The 16539-nt window shown below is 63.0% G+C and carries 14 protein-coding genes; 13 read left to right on the top strand and 1 reads right to left on the bottom strand.

The genetic code is table 11. The features are described 5' to 3' along the window. Nucleotides 1-11 precede the first annotated feature (11 nt). From Q0C28_RS14460 to murD, 4 genes are all read left to right on the top strand, one after another. A complete protein-coding gene (locus Q0C28_RS14460; RefSeq protein ID WP_293576849.1) occupies nucleotides 12-1496 on the top strand; it encodes a UDP-N-acetylmuramoyl-L-alanyl-D-glutamate--2,6-diaminopimelate ligase in 1485 nt (494 codons plus the stop codon). Continuing rightward, nucleotides 1493-2941: a UDP-N-acetylmuramoyl-tripeptide--D-alanyl-D-alanine ligase gene (gene murF / locus Q0C28_RS14455; RefSeq protein ID WP_293576848.1), complete on the top strand. Its 1449-nt coding sequence runs from the start codon at nucleotides 1493-1495 to the stop codon at nucleotides 2939-2941. Before Q0C28_RS14460 ends, murF begins: the two co-directional genes overlap by 4 nt. Nucleotides 2942-2969: 28 nt before the next feature. Then, the gene (mraY, locus tag Q0C28_RS14450; protein WP_293576846.1) at nucleotides 2970-4052 is read left to right on the top strand and encodes a phospho-N-acetylmuramoyl-pentapeptide-transferase; all 1083 of its coding nucleotides are present in this window, start codon (nucleotides 2970-2972) and stop codon (nucleotides 4050-4052) included. A 531-nt stretch (nucleotides 4053-4583) separates the two neighbouring features. Then, entirely contained in the window at nucleotides 4584-5990 is a 1407-nt protein-coding gene (gene murD / locus Q0C28_RS14445; RefSeq protein WP_293576845.1) for a UDP-N-acetylmuramoyl-L-alanine--D-glutamate ligase, read from the top strand. 105 nt (nucleotides 5991-6095) lie between these two features. Here the strand turns inward: murD and Q0C28_RS14440 are convergent, their stop codons facing one another. Continuing rightward, nucleotides 6096-7277, bottom strand: coding sequence for an NAD(P)/FAD-dependent oxidoreductase (locus Q0C28_RS14440; protein WP_293576844.1), 1182 nt, complete (start codon nucleotides 7275-7277; stop codon nucleotides 6096-6098). Between the two features lie 132 nt (nucleotides 7278-7409). Here Q0C28_RS14440 and ftsW point away from each other — a divergent pair, with 132 nt between their 5' ends. The 9 genes from ftsW to ftsA all read left to right on the top strand — a co-directional run bounded on the left by ftsW (nucleotide 7410) and on the right by ftsA (nucleotide 16215). Beyond that, on the top strand, nucleotides 7410-8588 hold the full coding sequence (ftsW, locus tag Q0C28_RS14435) for a putative lipid II flippase FtsW (RefSeq protein ID WP_293576843.1): 1179 nt from the start codon (nucleotides 7410-7412) through the stop codon (nucleotides 8586-8588). 73 nt (nucleotides 8589-8661) lie between these two features. Continuing rightward, entirely contained in the window at nucleotides 8662-9759 is a 1098-nt protein-coding gene (locus Q0C28_RS14430; protein ID WP_293576842.1) for a UDP-N-acetylglucosamine--N-acetylmuramyl-(pentapeptide) pyrophosphoryl-undecaprenol N-acetylglucosamine transferase, read from the top strand. Further along, nucleotides 9756-11153, top strand: a complete 1398-nt coding sequence (gene murC, locus Q0C28_RS14425; RefSeq protein ID WP_293576841.1) for a UDP-N-acetylmuramate--L-alanine ligase — start codon at nucleotides 9756-9758, stop codon at nucleotides 11151-11153. Before Q0C28_RS14430 ends, murC begins: the two co-directional genes overlap by 4 nt. A 58-nt stretch (nucleotides 11154-11211) precedes the next feature. Further along, nucleotides 11212-11466 (top strand): DUF2484 family protein, encoded by a 255-nt coding sequence (locus Q0C28_RS14420; RefSeq protein ID WP_293576840.1) that lies wholly within the window; start codon nucleotides 11212-11214, stop codon nucleotides 11464-11466. Further along, nucleotides 11463-11714 carry a DUF2484 family protein gene (locus Q0C28_RS14415; protein ID WP_293576839.1) on the top strand — a complete coding sequence of 84 codons (252 nt, stop codon included), beginning with the start codon at nucleotides 11463-11465 and terminating at the stop codon, nucleotides 11712-11714. The genes Q0C28_RS14420 and Q0C28_RS14415 overlap by 4 nt, the downstream gene beginning before the upstream one ends. A gap of 140 nt (nucleotides 11715-11854) precedes the next feature. Continuing rightward, a complete protein-coding gene (gene murB / locus Q0C28_RS14410) occupies nucleotides 11855-12778 on the top strand; it encodes a UDP-N-acetylmuramate dehydrogenase (protein WP_293576837.1) in 924 nt (307 codons plus the stop codon). Nucleotides 12779-13059: 281 nt separating this feature from the next. Next, complete coding sequence (locus tag Q0C28_RS14405; RefSeq protein ID WP_293576836.1) at nucleotides 13060-13980, top strand: D-alanine--D-alanine ligase; 921 nt, start codon at nucleotides 13060-13062, stop codon at nucleotides 13978-13980. Continuing rightward, nucleotides 13968-14864, top strand: coding sequence for a cell division protein FtsQ/DivIB (locus Q0C28_RS14400; protein WP_293576835.1), 897 nt, complete (start codon nucleotides 13968-13970; stop codon nucleotides 14862-14864). Before Q0C28_RS14405 ends, Q0C28_RS14400 begins: the two co-directional genes overlap by 13 nt. Before the next feature lie 16 nt (nucleotides 14865-14880). Beyond that, nucleotides 14881-16215 (top strand): cell division protein FtsA, encoded by a 1335-nt coding sequence (gene ftsA / locus Q0C28_RS14395; protein WP_293576834.1) that lies wholly within the window; start codon nucleotides 14881-14883, stop codon nucleotides 16213-16215. The last annotated feature ends 324 nt before the right edge of the window (nucleotides 16216-16539 follow it).

The following is a 16539-nucleotide window of genomic DNA, read 5'->3' as shown; positions in this document are numbered from 1 at the left end:
GGTAGGACCAAATGAGCACTGTCCGTTTTCGTCCGCTGAGCCAACTGGGGCTGACCGCCCGAGGAGGGGTCGACCCGGTGATCCATGGGGTGTCGGCTGACAGCCGACAGGTGGTCGATGGCGGGCTCTTTGCCGCGTTGCCGGGCTCGCAGGTCCATGGCGCGAAATTCACCCCCGCTGCGTTGGCCAATGGGGCCGCGGCCATTCTGACCGATGCCGCCGGGGCGCAGATCACCGCGGAATTGCTGAAAGACAGCACTGTTGCGCTGATCGTGGTGGAGGATCCGCATCAGGCTCTCGCCTATGCAGCGGCGCTGTGGTTTGGCGCCCAGCCGGAGACCATGGTGGCGGTGACCGGCACCAATGGCAAAACTTCGGTTGCGAGTTTTGTGCGTCAGATCTGGGTCGAACTGGGCCACAAAGCGGTCAACCTCGGCACCACCGGCGTTGAAGGCGCCTGGAGCCACCCGCTGCATCACACCACGCCCGATCCCGTCACCCTGCATCAGGCACTGGCGCGGGCGGCGGCCGATGGGGTCAGCCATGCCGCGATGGAGGCCTCGTCTCATGGGCTGGATCAACGGCGACTGGACGGCGTGCATCTGGCGGCGGCGGGGTTCACCAACTTCACCCAGGATCATCTGGATTATCACGAAACATTCGAGGCGTATTTCGCCGCCAAGGCCGGGTTGTTCCGCCGCGTGCTGCCTGATGATGGCGTTGCGGTGATCAATATGGACGATCCGCGCGGCGCGGAAATGCGCGCGGTTGCTGCCGCTCGTGGCCAAGAGGTGATCTCGGTCGGGCGCGGGGTTGGGGATCTGCGCCTGATGAACGCCCGCTTTGATGCCTCGGGGCAGGATCTGCGTTTCAGCTGGCATGACACCCCCTATCAGACCCGGTTGAACCTGATTGGCGGCTTTCAGGCGGAAAACATCCTTCTGGCCTGCGGTCTGGTGATTGCCAGCGGCGAGGATCCACAGGCGGTGTTTGAGACGTTGCCGCACCTGGAGACCGTCCGGGGACGGATGCAACTGGCGGCCACCCGCGACAATGGCGCGACCGTGTTTGTCGATTACGCCCATACCCCCGATGCGGTTGCCACCGCGATCAAGGCGCTGCGCCCCCATGTGCTGGGCCGCTTGGTGGCCATCGTCGGGGCGGGCGGTGACCGCGATGCCACCAAACGCCCGTTGATGGGGCAGGCGGCGCAGGACAATGCCGATCTGGTGATCGTCACTGACGACAACCCGCGCAGCGAGGATCCCGCCGCGATCCGCGCCGCTGTCAAAGGTGGCGCGCCAGAGGCGATGGAAGTTGGCGATCGGGCCGAAGCGATCCTGCGTGGCGTCGATGCGCTGGGGCCGGGCGATGCGCTGCTGATCTGCGGCAAGGGCCATGAGACCGGGCAGATTGTGGGCAGTGATACGCTGCCGTTTGATGATGTCGAACAGGCCAGCGTGGCCGTGGCGGCGCTGGATGGGAGATTGGCATGACGCTCTGGAGCGCACAGGAGGCCGCCGCCGCAACTGGCGGGCAGGCAATCGGGAACTGGTGCGTTGACGGCATCTCGATCGACACGCGCAGCATCGCCAAAGGGGATTTGTTTGTCGCCTTGAAGGCGGCGCGCGACGGTCATGACTTTGTGGCGCAAGCGCTGGAGAAAGGCGCCGCTGCCGCGCTGGTGTCGCGCAGGCCCGAGGGTGTCGCAGATGATGCGCCCCTGTTGCTGGTTTCTGATGTGCAGCAGGCATTGGAAGATCTGGGTCGTGCCGCGCGCGCACGCACCGACGCACGCGTGATCGCCGTCACTGGATCGGTTGGCAAAACCTCGACCAAGGAAATGCTGGCGCGGATGCTGTCGGATCAGGGGCGCACCCATGCGGCGGTGGCAAGTTACAACAACCATTGGGGTGTCCCGCTGACGCTGGCGCGGATGCCGCGGGACACCGATTTTGCCGTGATCGAGATCGGCATGAACCACCCCGGTGAGATCGCCCCGTTGGCCAAACAGGCGCGCCCCCATGTGGCGATGGTCACAACCGTGGCGCCGGTGCATCTGGAGGCTTTTGACGGGATCGAAGGCATCGCCGCAGAAAAAGCCGCCATCATGGAGGGGCTGGAACCCGGCGGTGTGGCGGTTCTGAACGCCGATATCGCCGAGGTGCCCATCCTGCAGCAGGTGGCGCAGGCGCAGGGGGCAACGCCCCGGTGGTTTGGGGCCGGGGATGGCCCGGTGACGCCCGACTACAGGCTGGTCCGTACCCATTTGCGCGGTGAAGAAACCGAAGCAGAGGTCACGGATGCTGCAGGTCGGAGCCATCATCTGCAGATCCAGTCGCTTGGCGCGCATTTTGCGATGAACGCGCTTGGCGCGCTGGCCTGTCTGGCGGCGCTGGATCTGGATCTGGGCAAAGCCGTCCAGAGCCTGTCGCTCTGGTCGCCCGTCACTGGTCGCGGGGCGCGTGAAACCGTGTCACTGGGTGCGAGTCTGGGTGCGGAACGGGGCACGGGTCAGGGCGCGGATCGGGGTGAGGTTCTGTTGCTGGACGACAGTTATAATGCCAATCCCACCTCTGTGGCTGCGGCGCTGGCGGTGCTGGCGGCCACACCCTGCGAGGGACGTCGCATCGCCTATCTTGGCGACATGAAAGAGCTTGGCCCGCAGGAACAGGCGCTGCACGCAGCCCTTGCAGACTTGCCCGCTATTGCGGATCTGGATGTGGTGCATTGCATCGGATCGTTGATGGGCGTGCTGCACGCGGCCTTGCCTGCGGACAAACGCGGCAGCCACTACGCCAGCAGTGCGGAGGTGACCCCTGATCTTGCCACGCAGATTTCCGCCGGTGACGTGGTTCTCGCCAAAGGATCGTTGAGCATGGCTTTGGTGAAGGTCGTTGACGGCATCCGCGAATTGGGTCATGGCGAGACCAATTCTTAAAAACACGTGAACTGAGGAACCGGCTGACATGCTCTATTGGTTGACCGCGCTGTCGGATGGGGGGGATTTCTTCAATCTCTTCCGTTACATTACTTTCCGGGCAGGCGGGGCCTTTCTGACGGCGCTTCTGTTTGGGTTTCTCTTTGGCCCGCCGCTGATCAATGTGCTGCGCAAACGCCAGGGCAAGGGTCAGCCGATCCGTGATGATGGCCCGGAGGCGCATCGCGCCAAAGCGGGCACGCCGACGATGGGCGGACTGCTGATCGTGGGGGCCCTGGTCACGGCCACGCTGCTTTGGGCGCGCTGGGACAATCCGTTTGTCTGGCTGGTGCTGTTTGTGACGCTGTCTTTTGGGCTGATCGGCTTTGCGGATGATTACGCCAAAGTCTCCAAACAGAACACCGCAGGCGTGCCCGGCAAGGTGCGGCTGGCGCTTGGCATTGCCATCGCCGTGATTTCGGCGCTATGGGCTGCGGCCTACCACCCAGAGGCGCTGCAGAACCAGCTGGCGTTGCCGGTGTTCAAAGACACGCTGATCAATCTGGGCCTGTTTTACGTGCCATTTTCCATCTGCGTCATTGTGGGAGCGGCCAATGCCGTCAACCTGACCGATGGGTTGGATGGGCTGGCAATCATGCCGGTGATGATTGCCGGTGGCACGCTGGGGATCATCGCCTATGCGGTGGGCCGTGTGGATTTCACCGAATATCTGGATGTCCATTATGTGCCGGGCACGGGCGAAATCCTGATCTTTGCCGCGGCGCTGTTTGGCGGTGGGCTGGGGTTCCTGTGGTATAACGCACCGCCTGCTGCTGTGTTCATGGGCGACACGGGATCGCTGGCGCTTGGTGGGGCATTGGGCGCCATTGCCGTGGTCACCAAACACGAATTGGTGCTGGCGATTGTTGGCGGTCTTTTCGTGGTGGAGGCGCTGTCTGTGATCATCCAGGTGCTCTATTACAAACGTACCGGCAAACGGGTGTTTCTGATGGCGCCGATCCATCACCACTACGAGAAAAAAGGCTGGGCAGAGCCGACCATTGTGATCCGGTTCTGGATCATCTCGTTGATCCTTGCGATGATTGGCCTGGCGACGCTGAAAGTCCGCTGATCCACGCCTTAGGGCCGCCGCGCGACAGGATCTGCGGGGCGGGCGGCTCTGGTTTTTGTAGAGACCGCTCTGGGCTGAAGAGGCCGGGGCGGTTTTTTCATGGTCTGTCCGAAGTCTTTCATACGTCGTCAAATAAGACGAGGGCGGCGCCACCAAGGGCGGAGGTGTTGACTGGTTGCAGATGCAAACCATGTCCGGTTTCGGCCAGATCTGGTGTCAGCAGATCTGCCATTGCGCGTGTCGGACCCGTCCTGCACCCTGTTTGGGGTGGTCTTTGGGCGGTCATCTCCTGATCGTCTGTCGTGTTCTTTGTGTTGCAACGTCTGAGACTTTATCAGGCGGATCTGAACACCGCGTGAGCGCAGCGTACGCCGAGGTTGCAACACGGGCATTCTGCGCTGCGGGGCGAACTCCCGGCCAGCCGCCACTTGGACTGCCTGCGCGCATCCCGCGGTGGCAGCACAGAAAGCTGGCATCACTGCCTCCAATCGGGTAGCGATTTGATCAAAGACGATTTTGGGAGGGCGGGCGATGATCCCAGTTACTGGATTTCACGGCGCATCGGTTGCGGTGCTGGGGTTGGGACGCTCTGGTCTGGCAACAGCGCGGGCGTTGCGCGCAGGCGGGGCGGAGCCGGTCTGTTGGGATGACAATCCGGGCGCTCGGGCGCGCGCAGAGGTCGAGGGATTCGCCTGCCGGGATCTGCTCAAAACCGGTGCCTTCGAAGATATCGCCGCCCTGATCGTGTCGCCGGGGATCCCGCATCTCTATCCCAAACCGAACCCGGTGATCCGGGCGGCTTTGGTGGCGGGGGTGCCGGTGGACAATGACATCGGCCTGTTTTTCCGCTCGGTGGCGACCCAGGCCTGGGAAAAATTCGATCAAGCCCCGCGGGTGGTGGCGGTGACCGGGTCCAACGGCAAATCCACCACGGTGGCGCTGTTGCACCACATCCTGCAGGCCGCTGGGCGCGACAGCCAGTTGGCAGGCAACATCGGTCGCGGTGTGCTGGATATCGACCCGCCGGGATCGGGGGGTGTCGTGGTGCTGGAGCTGTCGAGCTACCAGACCGATCTGGCGCGCGCCCTGACCCCGGATGTGGCGGTCTGGACCAATCTCAGCCCCGATCATCTGGACCGCCACGCGGGCATGGGAGGGTATTTCGCGGCCAAGCGTCGGCTCTTTGCCGAAGGCGGGCCCGATCGCGCCATCATCGGCGTGGACGAAGACGAGGGTCTGTATTTGGCGGGGCAGATGTCGGAGGCCGCCAGCGATGACCGGGTGATCCGGGTGTCGGCGCAGCGCAAGCTGACCGGGCCGGGCTGGCAGGTTTTTGCCCGCAAGGGGTTTCTCAGCGAATATCGCAAGGGCCGGCAGGCGGCGTCGATCGATCTGCGCCAGATGCAGGGGTTGCCCGGCGCCCACAATCACCAGAACGCCTGTGCCGCCTATGCAGCGGCGCGCGCGCTGGGGTTGGCGCCGCGGATCATCGAGGACGCTTTGGCAAGTTATCCGGGATTGCCCCATCGCAGCCAGACCATCGCGACCCATGCAGGCGTGCGCTATGTCAATGACAGCAAGGCCACCAACCTGGACAGCGCGGTGAAGGCACTGGCGGCGTTCGACAAGATCCGCTGGATTTGTGGCGGGCTGGAGAAAGAAGGCGGGCTGGAGGCGCTGCGCGGTCAGACCGGTCAGGTGCGCAAGGCCTATGTGATCGGGCGGGAAGCCGCCGGGTTTGCCATGCAGCTGGATGTGGAGGCCGAGGTGTGCATCACCATGGCGCAGGCAGTTGCGCGCGCCAGTGCGGAGGCTGAGGCGGGGGAGACGGTTCTGCTGGCGCCTGCGGCAGCGAGTTTTGATCAATACGACAACTTTGAACAGCGCGGTGAGGATTTCATCGCAGAGGTTGCAAAAATCACTGGCGAGGCGGGCTGAGCGCGCGTTTCTGTGGTTGTCGCTGGTGAGATCGGGGCTGGTGAGATCGGCGTTGATGAGATGGGTGCTGGTGCGATGGGTGCACTGTGGGGTCGCGTCTGCTGGTCAGCTGCGGGCTGCGATGGCCGCACCTGCTGCAACGCCCGACGCCCAGGCCCATTGGAAGTTGAAGCCGCCCAACCAGCCGGTGACATCCACCGCTTCGCCGATGGCAAACAGGCCAGGAACGGTTTTGGCCTCCATCGTTTTGGAGGACAGAGCGTCGGTGTCGATGCCACCCAGCGTGACCTCGGCGGTGCGATAGCCTTCGCTGCCCGAGGGGGTCAGCTGCCAATGCTCCAGCCGGTCGCAGAGATCGCGCAGGGCTGCATCCGACTGATCCGCAAGCCGTCCGCTCAGCCCCAGCTCGGGGGCCAGGAAGTCCACCATGCGGGAGGGCAGATGGCGGGCCAACTCGGTGGTCAGATCCTTGCCGCCACCGGCCTGGCGTTGTTCGCGCAGCCGGTCAAACAGCGGGTTGTCGGGGATCAGATTGGCGGTGATCTCTTCGCCCTCTCGCCAATAGGACGACAGCTGCAGCACCGAGGGGCCGGACAGACCCCGGTGGGTGAACAACAGCCCCTCATCAAAACTGGCGCGATCATTGGACAGGCGCGCGGGCAGGGCGACACCGGACAGCGGCTTGAACCGTGCATCCGAAAAGGTGAAAGGCACCAGTGCGGGGCGCGTGTCGGTCAGCGGCAGATCAAACTGGCGCGCCAGATCATAGGCGAGGCCCGTGGCCCCCATTTTCGGGATCGATTTGCCGCCCGTGGCGATCACCAGATTGCGCGCGTCCAGCGCCTGTTTCTTGCCCTCGTGCTCGACCGTGACGCGAAAGCCTTCGGTGGTTTTGTCCACCGACAGGATCGAGGTCTGCAGCCACAGATCTGCGCCGGCGGCCTTCAGCTCATCCACCAGCATGGCGACAATCTGTTTGGCCGAGCCATCACAGAACAGCTGTCCCAGGGTTTTTTCATGCCAGGCGATGCCGTGGCGGTCGACCAGCTCGATAAAATCCCACTGCGTGTAGCGCGCCATGGCGGATTTGCAGAAATGTGGGTTCTGCGAAAGGTAGTTTTCGGGGCTTGCGTACATATTGGTGAAGTTGCAGCGCCCACCGCCGGAGATGCGGATTTTCTCGCCCGGCGCTTTGGCGTGGTCGATCACCAGCGTGCCGGGGCCAGAACGGGTTGCGCACATCATACCGGCAGCGCCAGCACCAAGAATAAGGGTTTCGTAAGCCATGCCCGCCCATAGGCGCGGATTACCGCCAAAGGCAAGAGGAAGAGGCTGGTCTGACGTAAAGTTTCCGGTTACTCTTTTGCCAACGACCCCGAAAACGGGGCGTCTCACGAGGCAGATAGTGGCGGTATATCCATGACTGAAATGGTCTATGGCGCGCTCCCCGCGCAAACGGGAGAGCCGATTCTCCCCAAATGGTGGCGGACGCTAGACAAGTGGACGATGTCCAGCATTCTGATGTTGTTTGTCATCGGGCTGTTGCTGGGGCTGGCGGCGTCGGTACCATTGGCGGAACGCAATGGGTTTGGCAATTTCCACTATGTGCAGCGGCAGGCGGTGTTTGGGCTGACGGCGCTGGCGGCGATGATCATCACATCAATGATGTCACCCACCTTGGTGCGGCGTCTGGCGGTTGTCGGATTTGTCTGCGCCTTTGTGGCCTTGGCGTTTCTGCCGGTCTTTGGCACCGATTTTGGCAAAGGCGCTGTGCGCTGGTATTCGCTGGGCTTTGCCTCGATCCAGCCATCGGAGTTTCTGAAGCCCGGTTTTGTGGTGGTGGCCGCCTGGTTGATTGCGGCCAGTCAGCAGATCAATGGTCCGCCCGGCACGCTGATGTCATTTGGTCTGTGCCTTGTGGTGGTGATGATGTTGGTGATGCAGCCTGATTTCGGCCAGGCCTGTCTGGTGCTGTTTGGCTGGGGCGTGATGTATTTCGTCGCCGGTGCGCCGATGCTGTTGCTGGTTGCGATGGCAGTTGTGGTGGTGATGGGGGGCGTTGTTGCCTATTCCAGCTCCGAACATTTTGCGCGCCGCATTGATGGGTTCTTGAACCCCGAGATCGATCCGACCACGCAGATGGGCTATGCCACCAATGCGATCCGCGAAGGCGGTCTGTTTGGTGTGGGCGTTGGTGAGGGCCAGGTGAAATGGTCGCTGCCAGATGCGCATACGGATTTCATCATTGCAGTCGCGGCCGAGGAATACGGTCTTGTGCTCGTGGTGATCCTGATCCTGCTTTATGCAACGGTCGTGGCGCGGTCGCTGTTCCGCCTGATGCGGGAGCGGGACACGTTCATCCGCCTTGCAGGTACGGGTCTGGTCTGCATCTTTGGGGTGCAGGCGATGATCAACATGGGCGTTGCTGTGCGGCTCCTGCCTGCCAAAGGCATGACATTGCCCTTTGTCAGCTATGGGGGCTCCTCGCTCATTGCGGGCGGTATCGCGGTTGGTATGCTGCTGGCGTTTTCCCGCTCGCGCCCGCAGGGCGAGATTGCGGATTTCCTGCGCGGCTATGGCGGCCGTCGCAGCAGCTGAGCGCAAGGCGGTGCATCGGGTGCGCCCAAGGATCAAGGCACCTGAGGGTGCTGGAACAGAGTAAGCAGGGACAATGGCGCAGAAATTGCTCTTGATGGCGGCAGGCGGAACCGGGGGGCATATGTTCCCGGCTCAGGCCCTTGCCGAGGCGATGTTGAGGCGGGGCTGGCGGGTGAAGCTCTCCACCGATGCGCGCGGCGCGCGCTACACCGGCGGCTTCCCGCATACCACGGAAATCACCCAGGTGCCGTCAGCGACCTTTGCCCGTGGGGGGCTTTTGGCCAAGGCGATGGTAGCCCCGCGGATTGGGGCAGGGGTGATCTCCATGGCGCTGCAGATGCGGCGTGACCGGCCCGATGCGGTGATCGGGTTTGGCGGATACCCCTCCATTCCGGCGCTTGGAGCGGCAACCCTGCTGAAGCTGCCGCGGATGATCCACGAACAAAACGGTGTTCTGGGCCGGGTCAACCAGCTGTTTGCGCCGCGCGTGGCGGGGGTGGCCTGTGGCACCTGGCCGACCGAGCTGCCGGAGGGTGTGCCCCATGAACATGTGGGCAATCCGGTGCGGGCCGCTGTGGCAGATCGCGCTGGTGCTGCGTATATCCCGCCGGGGGATTACCCGATGTCGATCCTCGTGATGGGGGGCAGCCAGGGCGCGCGCATCCTGTCGGATGTGGTGCCGGGCGCAGTGGCCGCCTTGCCGGAGCATCTGCGCCGCCATCTGCGGATTTCGCATCAGGCCCGCGCCGAAGACATGGAACGCGTCAGCGCGTTTTATGCAGAGCATGGCATCGCTGCAGAGGTGCAGCCGTTCTTCCAGGATGTGCCTGCGCGCATGTCCGAGGCGCAATTGGTGATCACCCGTTCCGGGGCGTCCAGCATTGCGGATCTGTCGGTCATTGGCCGGCCCTCGATCCTGGTTCCGTTCGCGGCCGCCGCAAGCGACCATCAAACCGCCAATGCCCGTGGTCTGGTGAACGCGGGTGCCGCGATCCTGATCCCGGAAAGTGCTCTTGACGTTTCGGCGCTGGCAGAGCAAATCACCACGGTTCTCAGCACACCGGATGCGGCCAGCCAGATGGCGCAAGCGGCCTTGTCGACGGGCATCCCCGATGCCACCGACCGGCTTGTCGCGCTGGTGGAGCAGCTGTCCGAGGAAGGAAACCCATGACCCCAGCAACCAAACTCCCCGGTGATGTCGGCCCGATCCATTTTGTTGGCATCGGTGGTATTGGCATGTCGGGCATCGCCGAAGTTCTGCTCAATCTGGGGTATGTGGTGCAGGGCTCTGATCTGAAGGCCTCGAAGATCACCACCCGGCTGGAGAAGCTGGGAGCGCAGATCTTTGTCGGCCAGCGCGCAGAGAACCTGGAGGATGCGGCGGTTGTGGTGATCTCTTCGGCGATCAAACCGGGCAATCCCGAACTGGATGAGGCGCGCAACCGGGGTCTGCCCGTGGTGCGCCGGGCCGAGATGCTGGCCGAGCTGATGCGGCTGAAATCCAACATTGCCATCGCAGGTACCCACGGCAAGACCACCACCACCACCATGATGGCGGAGCTGATGGTGGCCGGGCATTTCGACCCCACCATTGTCAACGGTGGCATCATTCACGCCTATGGCTCCAACGCGCGGATGGGGCAGGGCGAATGGATGGTGGTGGAGGCCGACGAAAGCGACGGCACCTTTAATCGCCTGCCTGCGACCATTGCGGTGGTCACCAATATCGACCCCGAGCATATGGAGCATTGGGGTGATTTTGACACGCTGCGCGATGGGTTTTACGATTTCGTCTCCAACATCCCGTTCTATGGCCTGGCGGTGTGCTGCACCGATCACCCAGAGGTGCAGGCGTTGGTGGGGCGGATCACGGATCGGCGCGTGGTCACCTATGGGTTCAACGCCCAGGCCGATGTGCGCGCGGTCAACCTGACCTACAAGGCAGGTGTGGCGCATTTTGACATCCACCTGCAGGCCGAGGATCGCGTCATCGAGGGCTGCAGCCTGCCGATGCCCGGCGATCACAACGTCTCCAACGCGCTTTCGGCTGTGGCGGTGGCCTGCCATCTCGGCATGCGCAGCTCGGAAATTCGTGATGCACTGGCGGCCTTTGGCGGGGTGAACCGGCGGTTCACCAAGGTGGGCGAGATCGGTGGCGTCACCATCATCGATGATTATGGCCATCACCCTGTAGAGATTGCGGCGGTGCTGAAAGCTGCCCGGCAGGCCTGCGACGGGCGGGTGATCGCGGTGCACCAGCCGCATCGCTATTCGCGCCTGTCCAGCCTGTTTGATGATTTCTGCGGCTGTTTCAACGAGGCAGACGTGGTCGCCATTGCCGATGTGTTTGCCGCGGGCGAAGCGCCGATCGAAGGCGCCAGCCGCGATGATCTGGTGGCCGGGCTGATCCGCCACGGCCACCGCCACGCCCGCGCGCTGCTGGATGAAGCGGATCTGGAGCGTCTGGTGCGCGAACAGGCCCGCCCTGGTGACATGGTTGTCTGCCTGGGTGCGGGGACGATTTCCACCTGGGCCAACGCCCTGCCTGAACGGCTGAAGGGCTGATTGTGATGGTCTGGCATCCCCTCATCGACCGCGCGGTCCTGCGCGCCGGGCAGGTCCCATGCTGAGCGTGGTGGCCGCATCGCTGTGGGTGCTACTAGGCTGTGTGGTGGCGGCTCTGCCGCTGCGCTGGCAGATCTGGCCGGGCGTGATGCTGCTTTTGACAGCGCCCTTGCTGATTGTGCTGCTGGCGCAAGACCACGGCGGCTGGGTCGCGGGCTTTGGCGTGTTTGCGGTGGTGTCGATGTTTCGTCGCCCCCTGCGCCATGGTTTGGGGCGGATGCGCATGGCGATGCTGGGGGAGTCTGGTAAATGACACTCTCACTCTTTCTGGCCTGTATCTGGGCCGTCGCGGCCAACGTGCTGGCGATGATCCCAAGTCGCGACAACCACTGGACCCGCGCCTATGTGCTGATCGCTCTGGGCATCCCGTTGCTGGGTTTTGTGACCTATGAAAACGGCCCTTGGTGGGGGCTGGGTGTGCTGTTTGCGGGCATGTCGATGCTGCGGTGGCCGGTGATTTACCTGGGCCGCTGGGTGCGGCGGCAGTTGAACGGCGGCTGAGACAGGGCAGGATTGCGCGCCAGAGCGGTGGTGAAGCCATTGTCGGCGGTGCTGATTCCAGAGTAGAGGCTGAGCACGCAACCGGACGCAGCCGCGTCCGCAGTGGTGATTTTGACGGACGACAAGACGGGACGAGATCTATGGACATCGACGGGCTGCGCGGCAAGCTGACCCCCAACCGGACGCTGGCCGATTTGACCTGGCTGCGGGTCGGTGGGCCTGCGGATTATCTGTTCCAGCCTGCGGATCTGGAGGACTTGCAGCATTTCCTGCGGCAGTGCGGTGGCGACACGCAGGTCTTTCCCATGGGGGTCGGCTCCAACCTGATTGTGCGCGATGGCGGGCTGCGGGCCGTTGTGATCCGGCTGGGGCGCGGGTTCAATACGATTGAGGTCGATGGCGATACCGTCACAGCGGGGGCTGCAGCCCTGGATGCCCATGTGGCGCGCAAGGCGGCGGATGCCGGCGTCGACCTGACGTTCTTGCGCACGATACCGGGATCCATTGGTGGCGCGGTGCGGATGAATGCCGGCTGCTATGGCAGCTATATGGCGGATGTGTTCCAGTCGGCCGCCGTGGTGCTGCGCTCGGGCGAGGTGGTCGAGCTGGGACCAGAGGCGCTGAATTTCGCCTATCGTCAGAGCGATCTGCCCGAGGGTGCGGTGCTGGTCTCTGCGACATTGCGCGGACCCCTGGCAGAGCCTGCAGCGCTGCATGCCCGGATGGAGGATCAACTGGCCAAACGGGACGCGACTCAGCCCACCAAAGAGCGCTCTGCCGGGTCGACCTTCCGCAATCCTGCGGGGTTTTCTTCGACCGGGCTGGCCGATGATGTGCATGATCTGAAGGCCTGGAAAGTGATCGACAACGCCGGGATGCGCGGTGCGCGGCGTGGCGGTGCACAGATGAGCGAGAAACACTCCAACTTTATGATTAACGCGGGTGGCGCAACTGCCGCAGATCTCGAAGGATTGGGCGAAGATGTGCGAAAAGAGGTTTACGCCAATTCCGGCATAACGCTAGAGTGGGAAATTATGCGGGTGGGAGATCCGCTCTCCGAATAAGTGCAAAATGACCTGTTTTCCAAGGCTTTCCCCTTGCGAGACGACGGGTTTCCAGAGGACGATCCCTGGCAATGCGCGGCGGAAGAGAGCGATCTTGGTAAAGCCAGTGTTAACGGGCCGGTAACGAAATTGTCGTTAATATGGTGTGAGGCACCAAAGGTTCGGATCGCAGCAAACAGGCGCATCCCGCGCGAGTATTGCAGGGCAATCCTGCGCAACACGGGCCCTTTCAGGCCACAACAACAAGGGGCGCAAAGCCCCGGAAATTTGAGGCGCTTGTCGTGAGTAAGTCGAGCAGGACACTCCCGAAGGTGACGGTATTGATGGGCGGCCCCTCGGCGGAACGAGAGGTGTCGCTGTCCACAGGGCGCGAATGCGCTGCCGCACTGCGGGATGAGGGGTATCAGGTCACAGAGCTGGACGCGGGTCCGGATCTTGCCGAGGTGCTGTCGGCGTCGCGCCCCGATGTTGTGTTCAACGCATTGCATGGCCGCTGGGGCGAAGATGGCTGCGTGCAGGGCGTGCTTGAATGGCTGAACATTCCCTACACGCATTCCGGTGTGCTGGCCTCGGCGCTGGCGATGGACAAACAACGCTCGAAAGAGGCGTTTCAGGCTGCAGGTCTGCCAGTGGTGGAGAGCGGCTTGTTTGCCAAGGATGCCGTGAGTGCAGCCCATGTGATGACGCCGCCCTATGTGGTGAAACCCAACAACGAAGGCTCCAGTGTCGGCATCTACATCGTGCAGGAGGCCGCCAACGGGCCGCCGCAGCTGGCGGCGGATATGCCGGATCAGGTGATGGTGGAGACCTATGCGCCCGGTCGTGAGTTGACCACCACGGTGATCGGCGATCGCCCGTTGACGGTGACCGACATCCTGACTGACGGCTGGTATGATTTTGACGCCAAGTACAAACTGGGCGGCTCGCGCCATGTGCTGCCCGCGGATCTGCCGCAAGAGATCTTTGATCTGTGTATGGAGTATGCGGTGCGCGCCCATGATGCCCTGGGCTGCCGCGGTGTGAGCCGGACCGATTTCCGCTGGGACGAAAGCCGCGGCGTTGACGGTCTGATTCTGCTGGAAACCAACACGCAGCCCGGTATGACGCCGACCTCGCTGGTGCCGGAACAGGCGGCCCATTGCGGTATGAGCTTTGGCGAATTGTGCCACTGGATCGTTGAGGATGCATCATGCGGGCGTTAATCGAGCGCCTCAATCCGCGATCCGCTGGCAGCCGCCCGGATCCCGCGCCCTCGCGGCTGCGCTACCGGGTGCAGCGCTGGATGCTGACGCCGGGGATTCGGTTTGGCGTGCGGTTTGGCATTCCCTTCTGTCTGGTGTTCGTGGCCGGTGCGGTGTTCATGGCCGATGACGGGCGTCGCGATCAGCTGGAGACGATGGTGCGTGACATTCGCGCCGCCATCGAGGAACGCCCGGAATTCATGGTCAATCTGATGGCGATTGACGGGGCGGGCAGCAGTGTGTCCGAAGATATCCGCGAAGTGGTTCCAATCGATTTCCCGATCAGCTCCTTCGATCTTGAGCTGACCCAGATTCGCGATGAAATCACCGGGCTCGATCCGGTGGAAAGCGCTGATGTGCGCATCCGTCCGGGCGGTATTTTGCAGATCACCGTGGTCGAACGCACGCCTGCAGTGGTGTGGCGCAGCCGTGAGGGGCTGGCGCTGCTGGATGACACTGGCGTCTATGTGGCGGAGCTGGGCGCGCGCAATCTGCACCCTGATCTGCCTCTGGTGGCCGGGGCCGGAGCGGATGAAGCCATCGAAGAAGCGTTGCAGCTGTTTGCGGTGGCCGGGCCAATCGCGTCACGGGTGCGCGGATTGGTGCGTGTTGGCGAGCGGCGCTGGGATCTGATCCTGGATCGCGACCAGCGGGTGATGCTGCCTGCGGACAATCCGGTGCCTGCGCTGGAGCGGGTGATCGCAGTCAGCGAGGTGCGCGATTTGCTGGAACGGGATGTGGCCGCAGTGGATATGCGGCTGGCGACGCGCCCAACGGTGCGCATGACGGAGGCCGCCGTGCAGGATTGGTGGCGCATCCGACAGTTGAATGCAGTGGGTCAATGAGAAGACAGGCAGGGTCATGACAGATCTCTATCAATCCCAACGTGCGATGCGGCAGATGCGCCGCCAGGCGATGCAGCGCGGTGTTGTGGCCATTCTCGATGTGGGCAGCTCCAAGATCGCCTGTCTGGTGCTGCGCTTTGACGGCACTGGCCGGTTGAGCGAGGACAATTCCATCGGCTCGCTGGCGGGGCAATCGGGCTTTCGGGTGATCGGCGCGGCCACCACCCGTTCGCGCGGGGTGCAATTTGGCGAAATCACCGCCATGCAGGAAACCGAACGCGCCATTCGCACCGCTGTGCAGGCCGCGCAGAAAATGGCCGAAGTGCGGGTCGATCACGTGATTGCCTGTTTTTCCGGGGCCAATCCGCGCTCTTATGGTCTGGATGCGCAGGTCGATCTCGAGGGGCAGGTGGTCAGCGAGAATGAAATCGCCCGCGTGCTTGCGGCCTGCGAAGTGCCCGAATATGGCGCAGGGCGCGAGGTGCTGCACGCGCAGCCGGTGAACTTCGCGCTGGACAATCGCTCGGGTCTGAATGATCCGCGCGGCCAGATGGGCCAGACGCTCGCGGTGGACATGCATATGCTGACTGTTGATGGCTCTACCGTGCAAAACCTGGTGCGTTGCATTCAGCGCTGCGATCTGGAGCTGGCTGGGATTGCGTCCTCTGCCTATGCCGCTGGTTTCGCGGCCCTGGTGGAAGACGAGCAAGAGCTGGGCGCAGCCTGCATTGACATGGGCGGTGGGGCTACGTCGATTTCCGTCTTTATGAAAAAACATATGATCTATGCCGATGCGGTGCGCATGGGTGGCGATCATGTGACGTCGGATATCTCCATGGGATTGGGGGTGCCGATGGCCAATGCGGAGCGGATCAAGACCTTCCACGGCGGTGTGCATGCCACCGGGGCGGATGACCGTGAAATGATCGATATTCACGCCGACACGGGCGATTGGGAACATGACCGTCGCGCTGTCAGCCGGGCGGAACTGATTGGCATCATGCGTCCACGCGTCGAAGAAATCCTCGAAGAGGTGCGCGCGCGGCTGGATGCGGCCGGGTTTGACAGCCTGCCAAGCCAGCAGATCGTGCTGACCGGTGGGTCCAGCCAGATCATGGGGCTGGATGGGCTCGCAAGCCGTATTCTGGGCCATCAGGTGCGTTTGGGTCGCCCCCTTCGCGTGCACGGCCTGCCGCAATCGGCCACGGGTCCGGGATTTGCATCGGCGGTTGGGCTCAGCCTGTTTGCCGCCCATCCGCAGGATGAATGGTGGGATTTTGAAATGCCGGTTGATCGCAATGCCAGCGGCACGCTGAAACGGGCCGTGAAATGGTTCCGCGACAATTGGTGAGCCTGCTTTAGAGCGGATATCTGCGGCCACGGAACGTGGGCCGCAGCGCGCAGTTTTTCACATGTTTTGACGGGTGAGCGAGGGGTTCAGCGTGGCCGCATAGCGGGCGTGCAGCCGCAGTCGATAAGGTTGCGCATTGGTTAATCATGGTTAACAAAAAACCGCATCAAATGAGTGGTTTCTCGGTGTCGAGAACATTCTGAATTGTCCGGTGTAGGTAACATGCCAATTGTCCGCTTCAGTTAGTACCGCAGCAGCCCAAATCGGAACGAGCCGTAGGCGACTGGAGATTTGGGCTGCTGCGTTCGCACGCGTCGAAGCGGG

It is taken from the genome of Phaeobacter sp., from assembly GCF_022825805.1.
In the GTDB taxonomy this organism is placed as follows: Bacteria; Pseudomonadota; Alphaproteobacteria; order Rhodobacterales; family Rhodobacteraceae; genus Phaeobacter.
The sequence above is the reverse complement of the archived record's forward strand: the minus strand, read 5'-3'. Positions and strand labels throughout refer to the sequence as shown.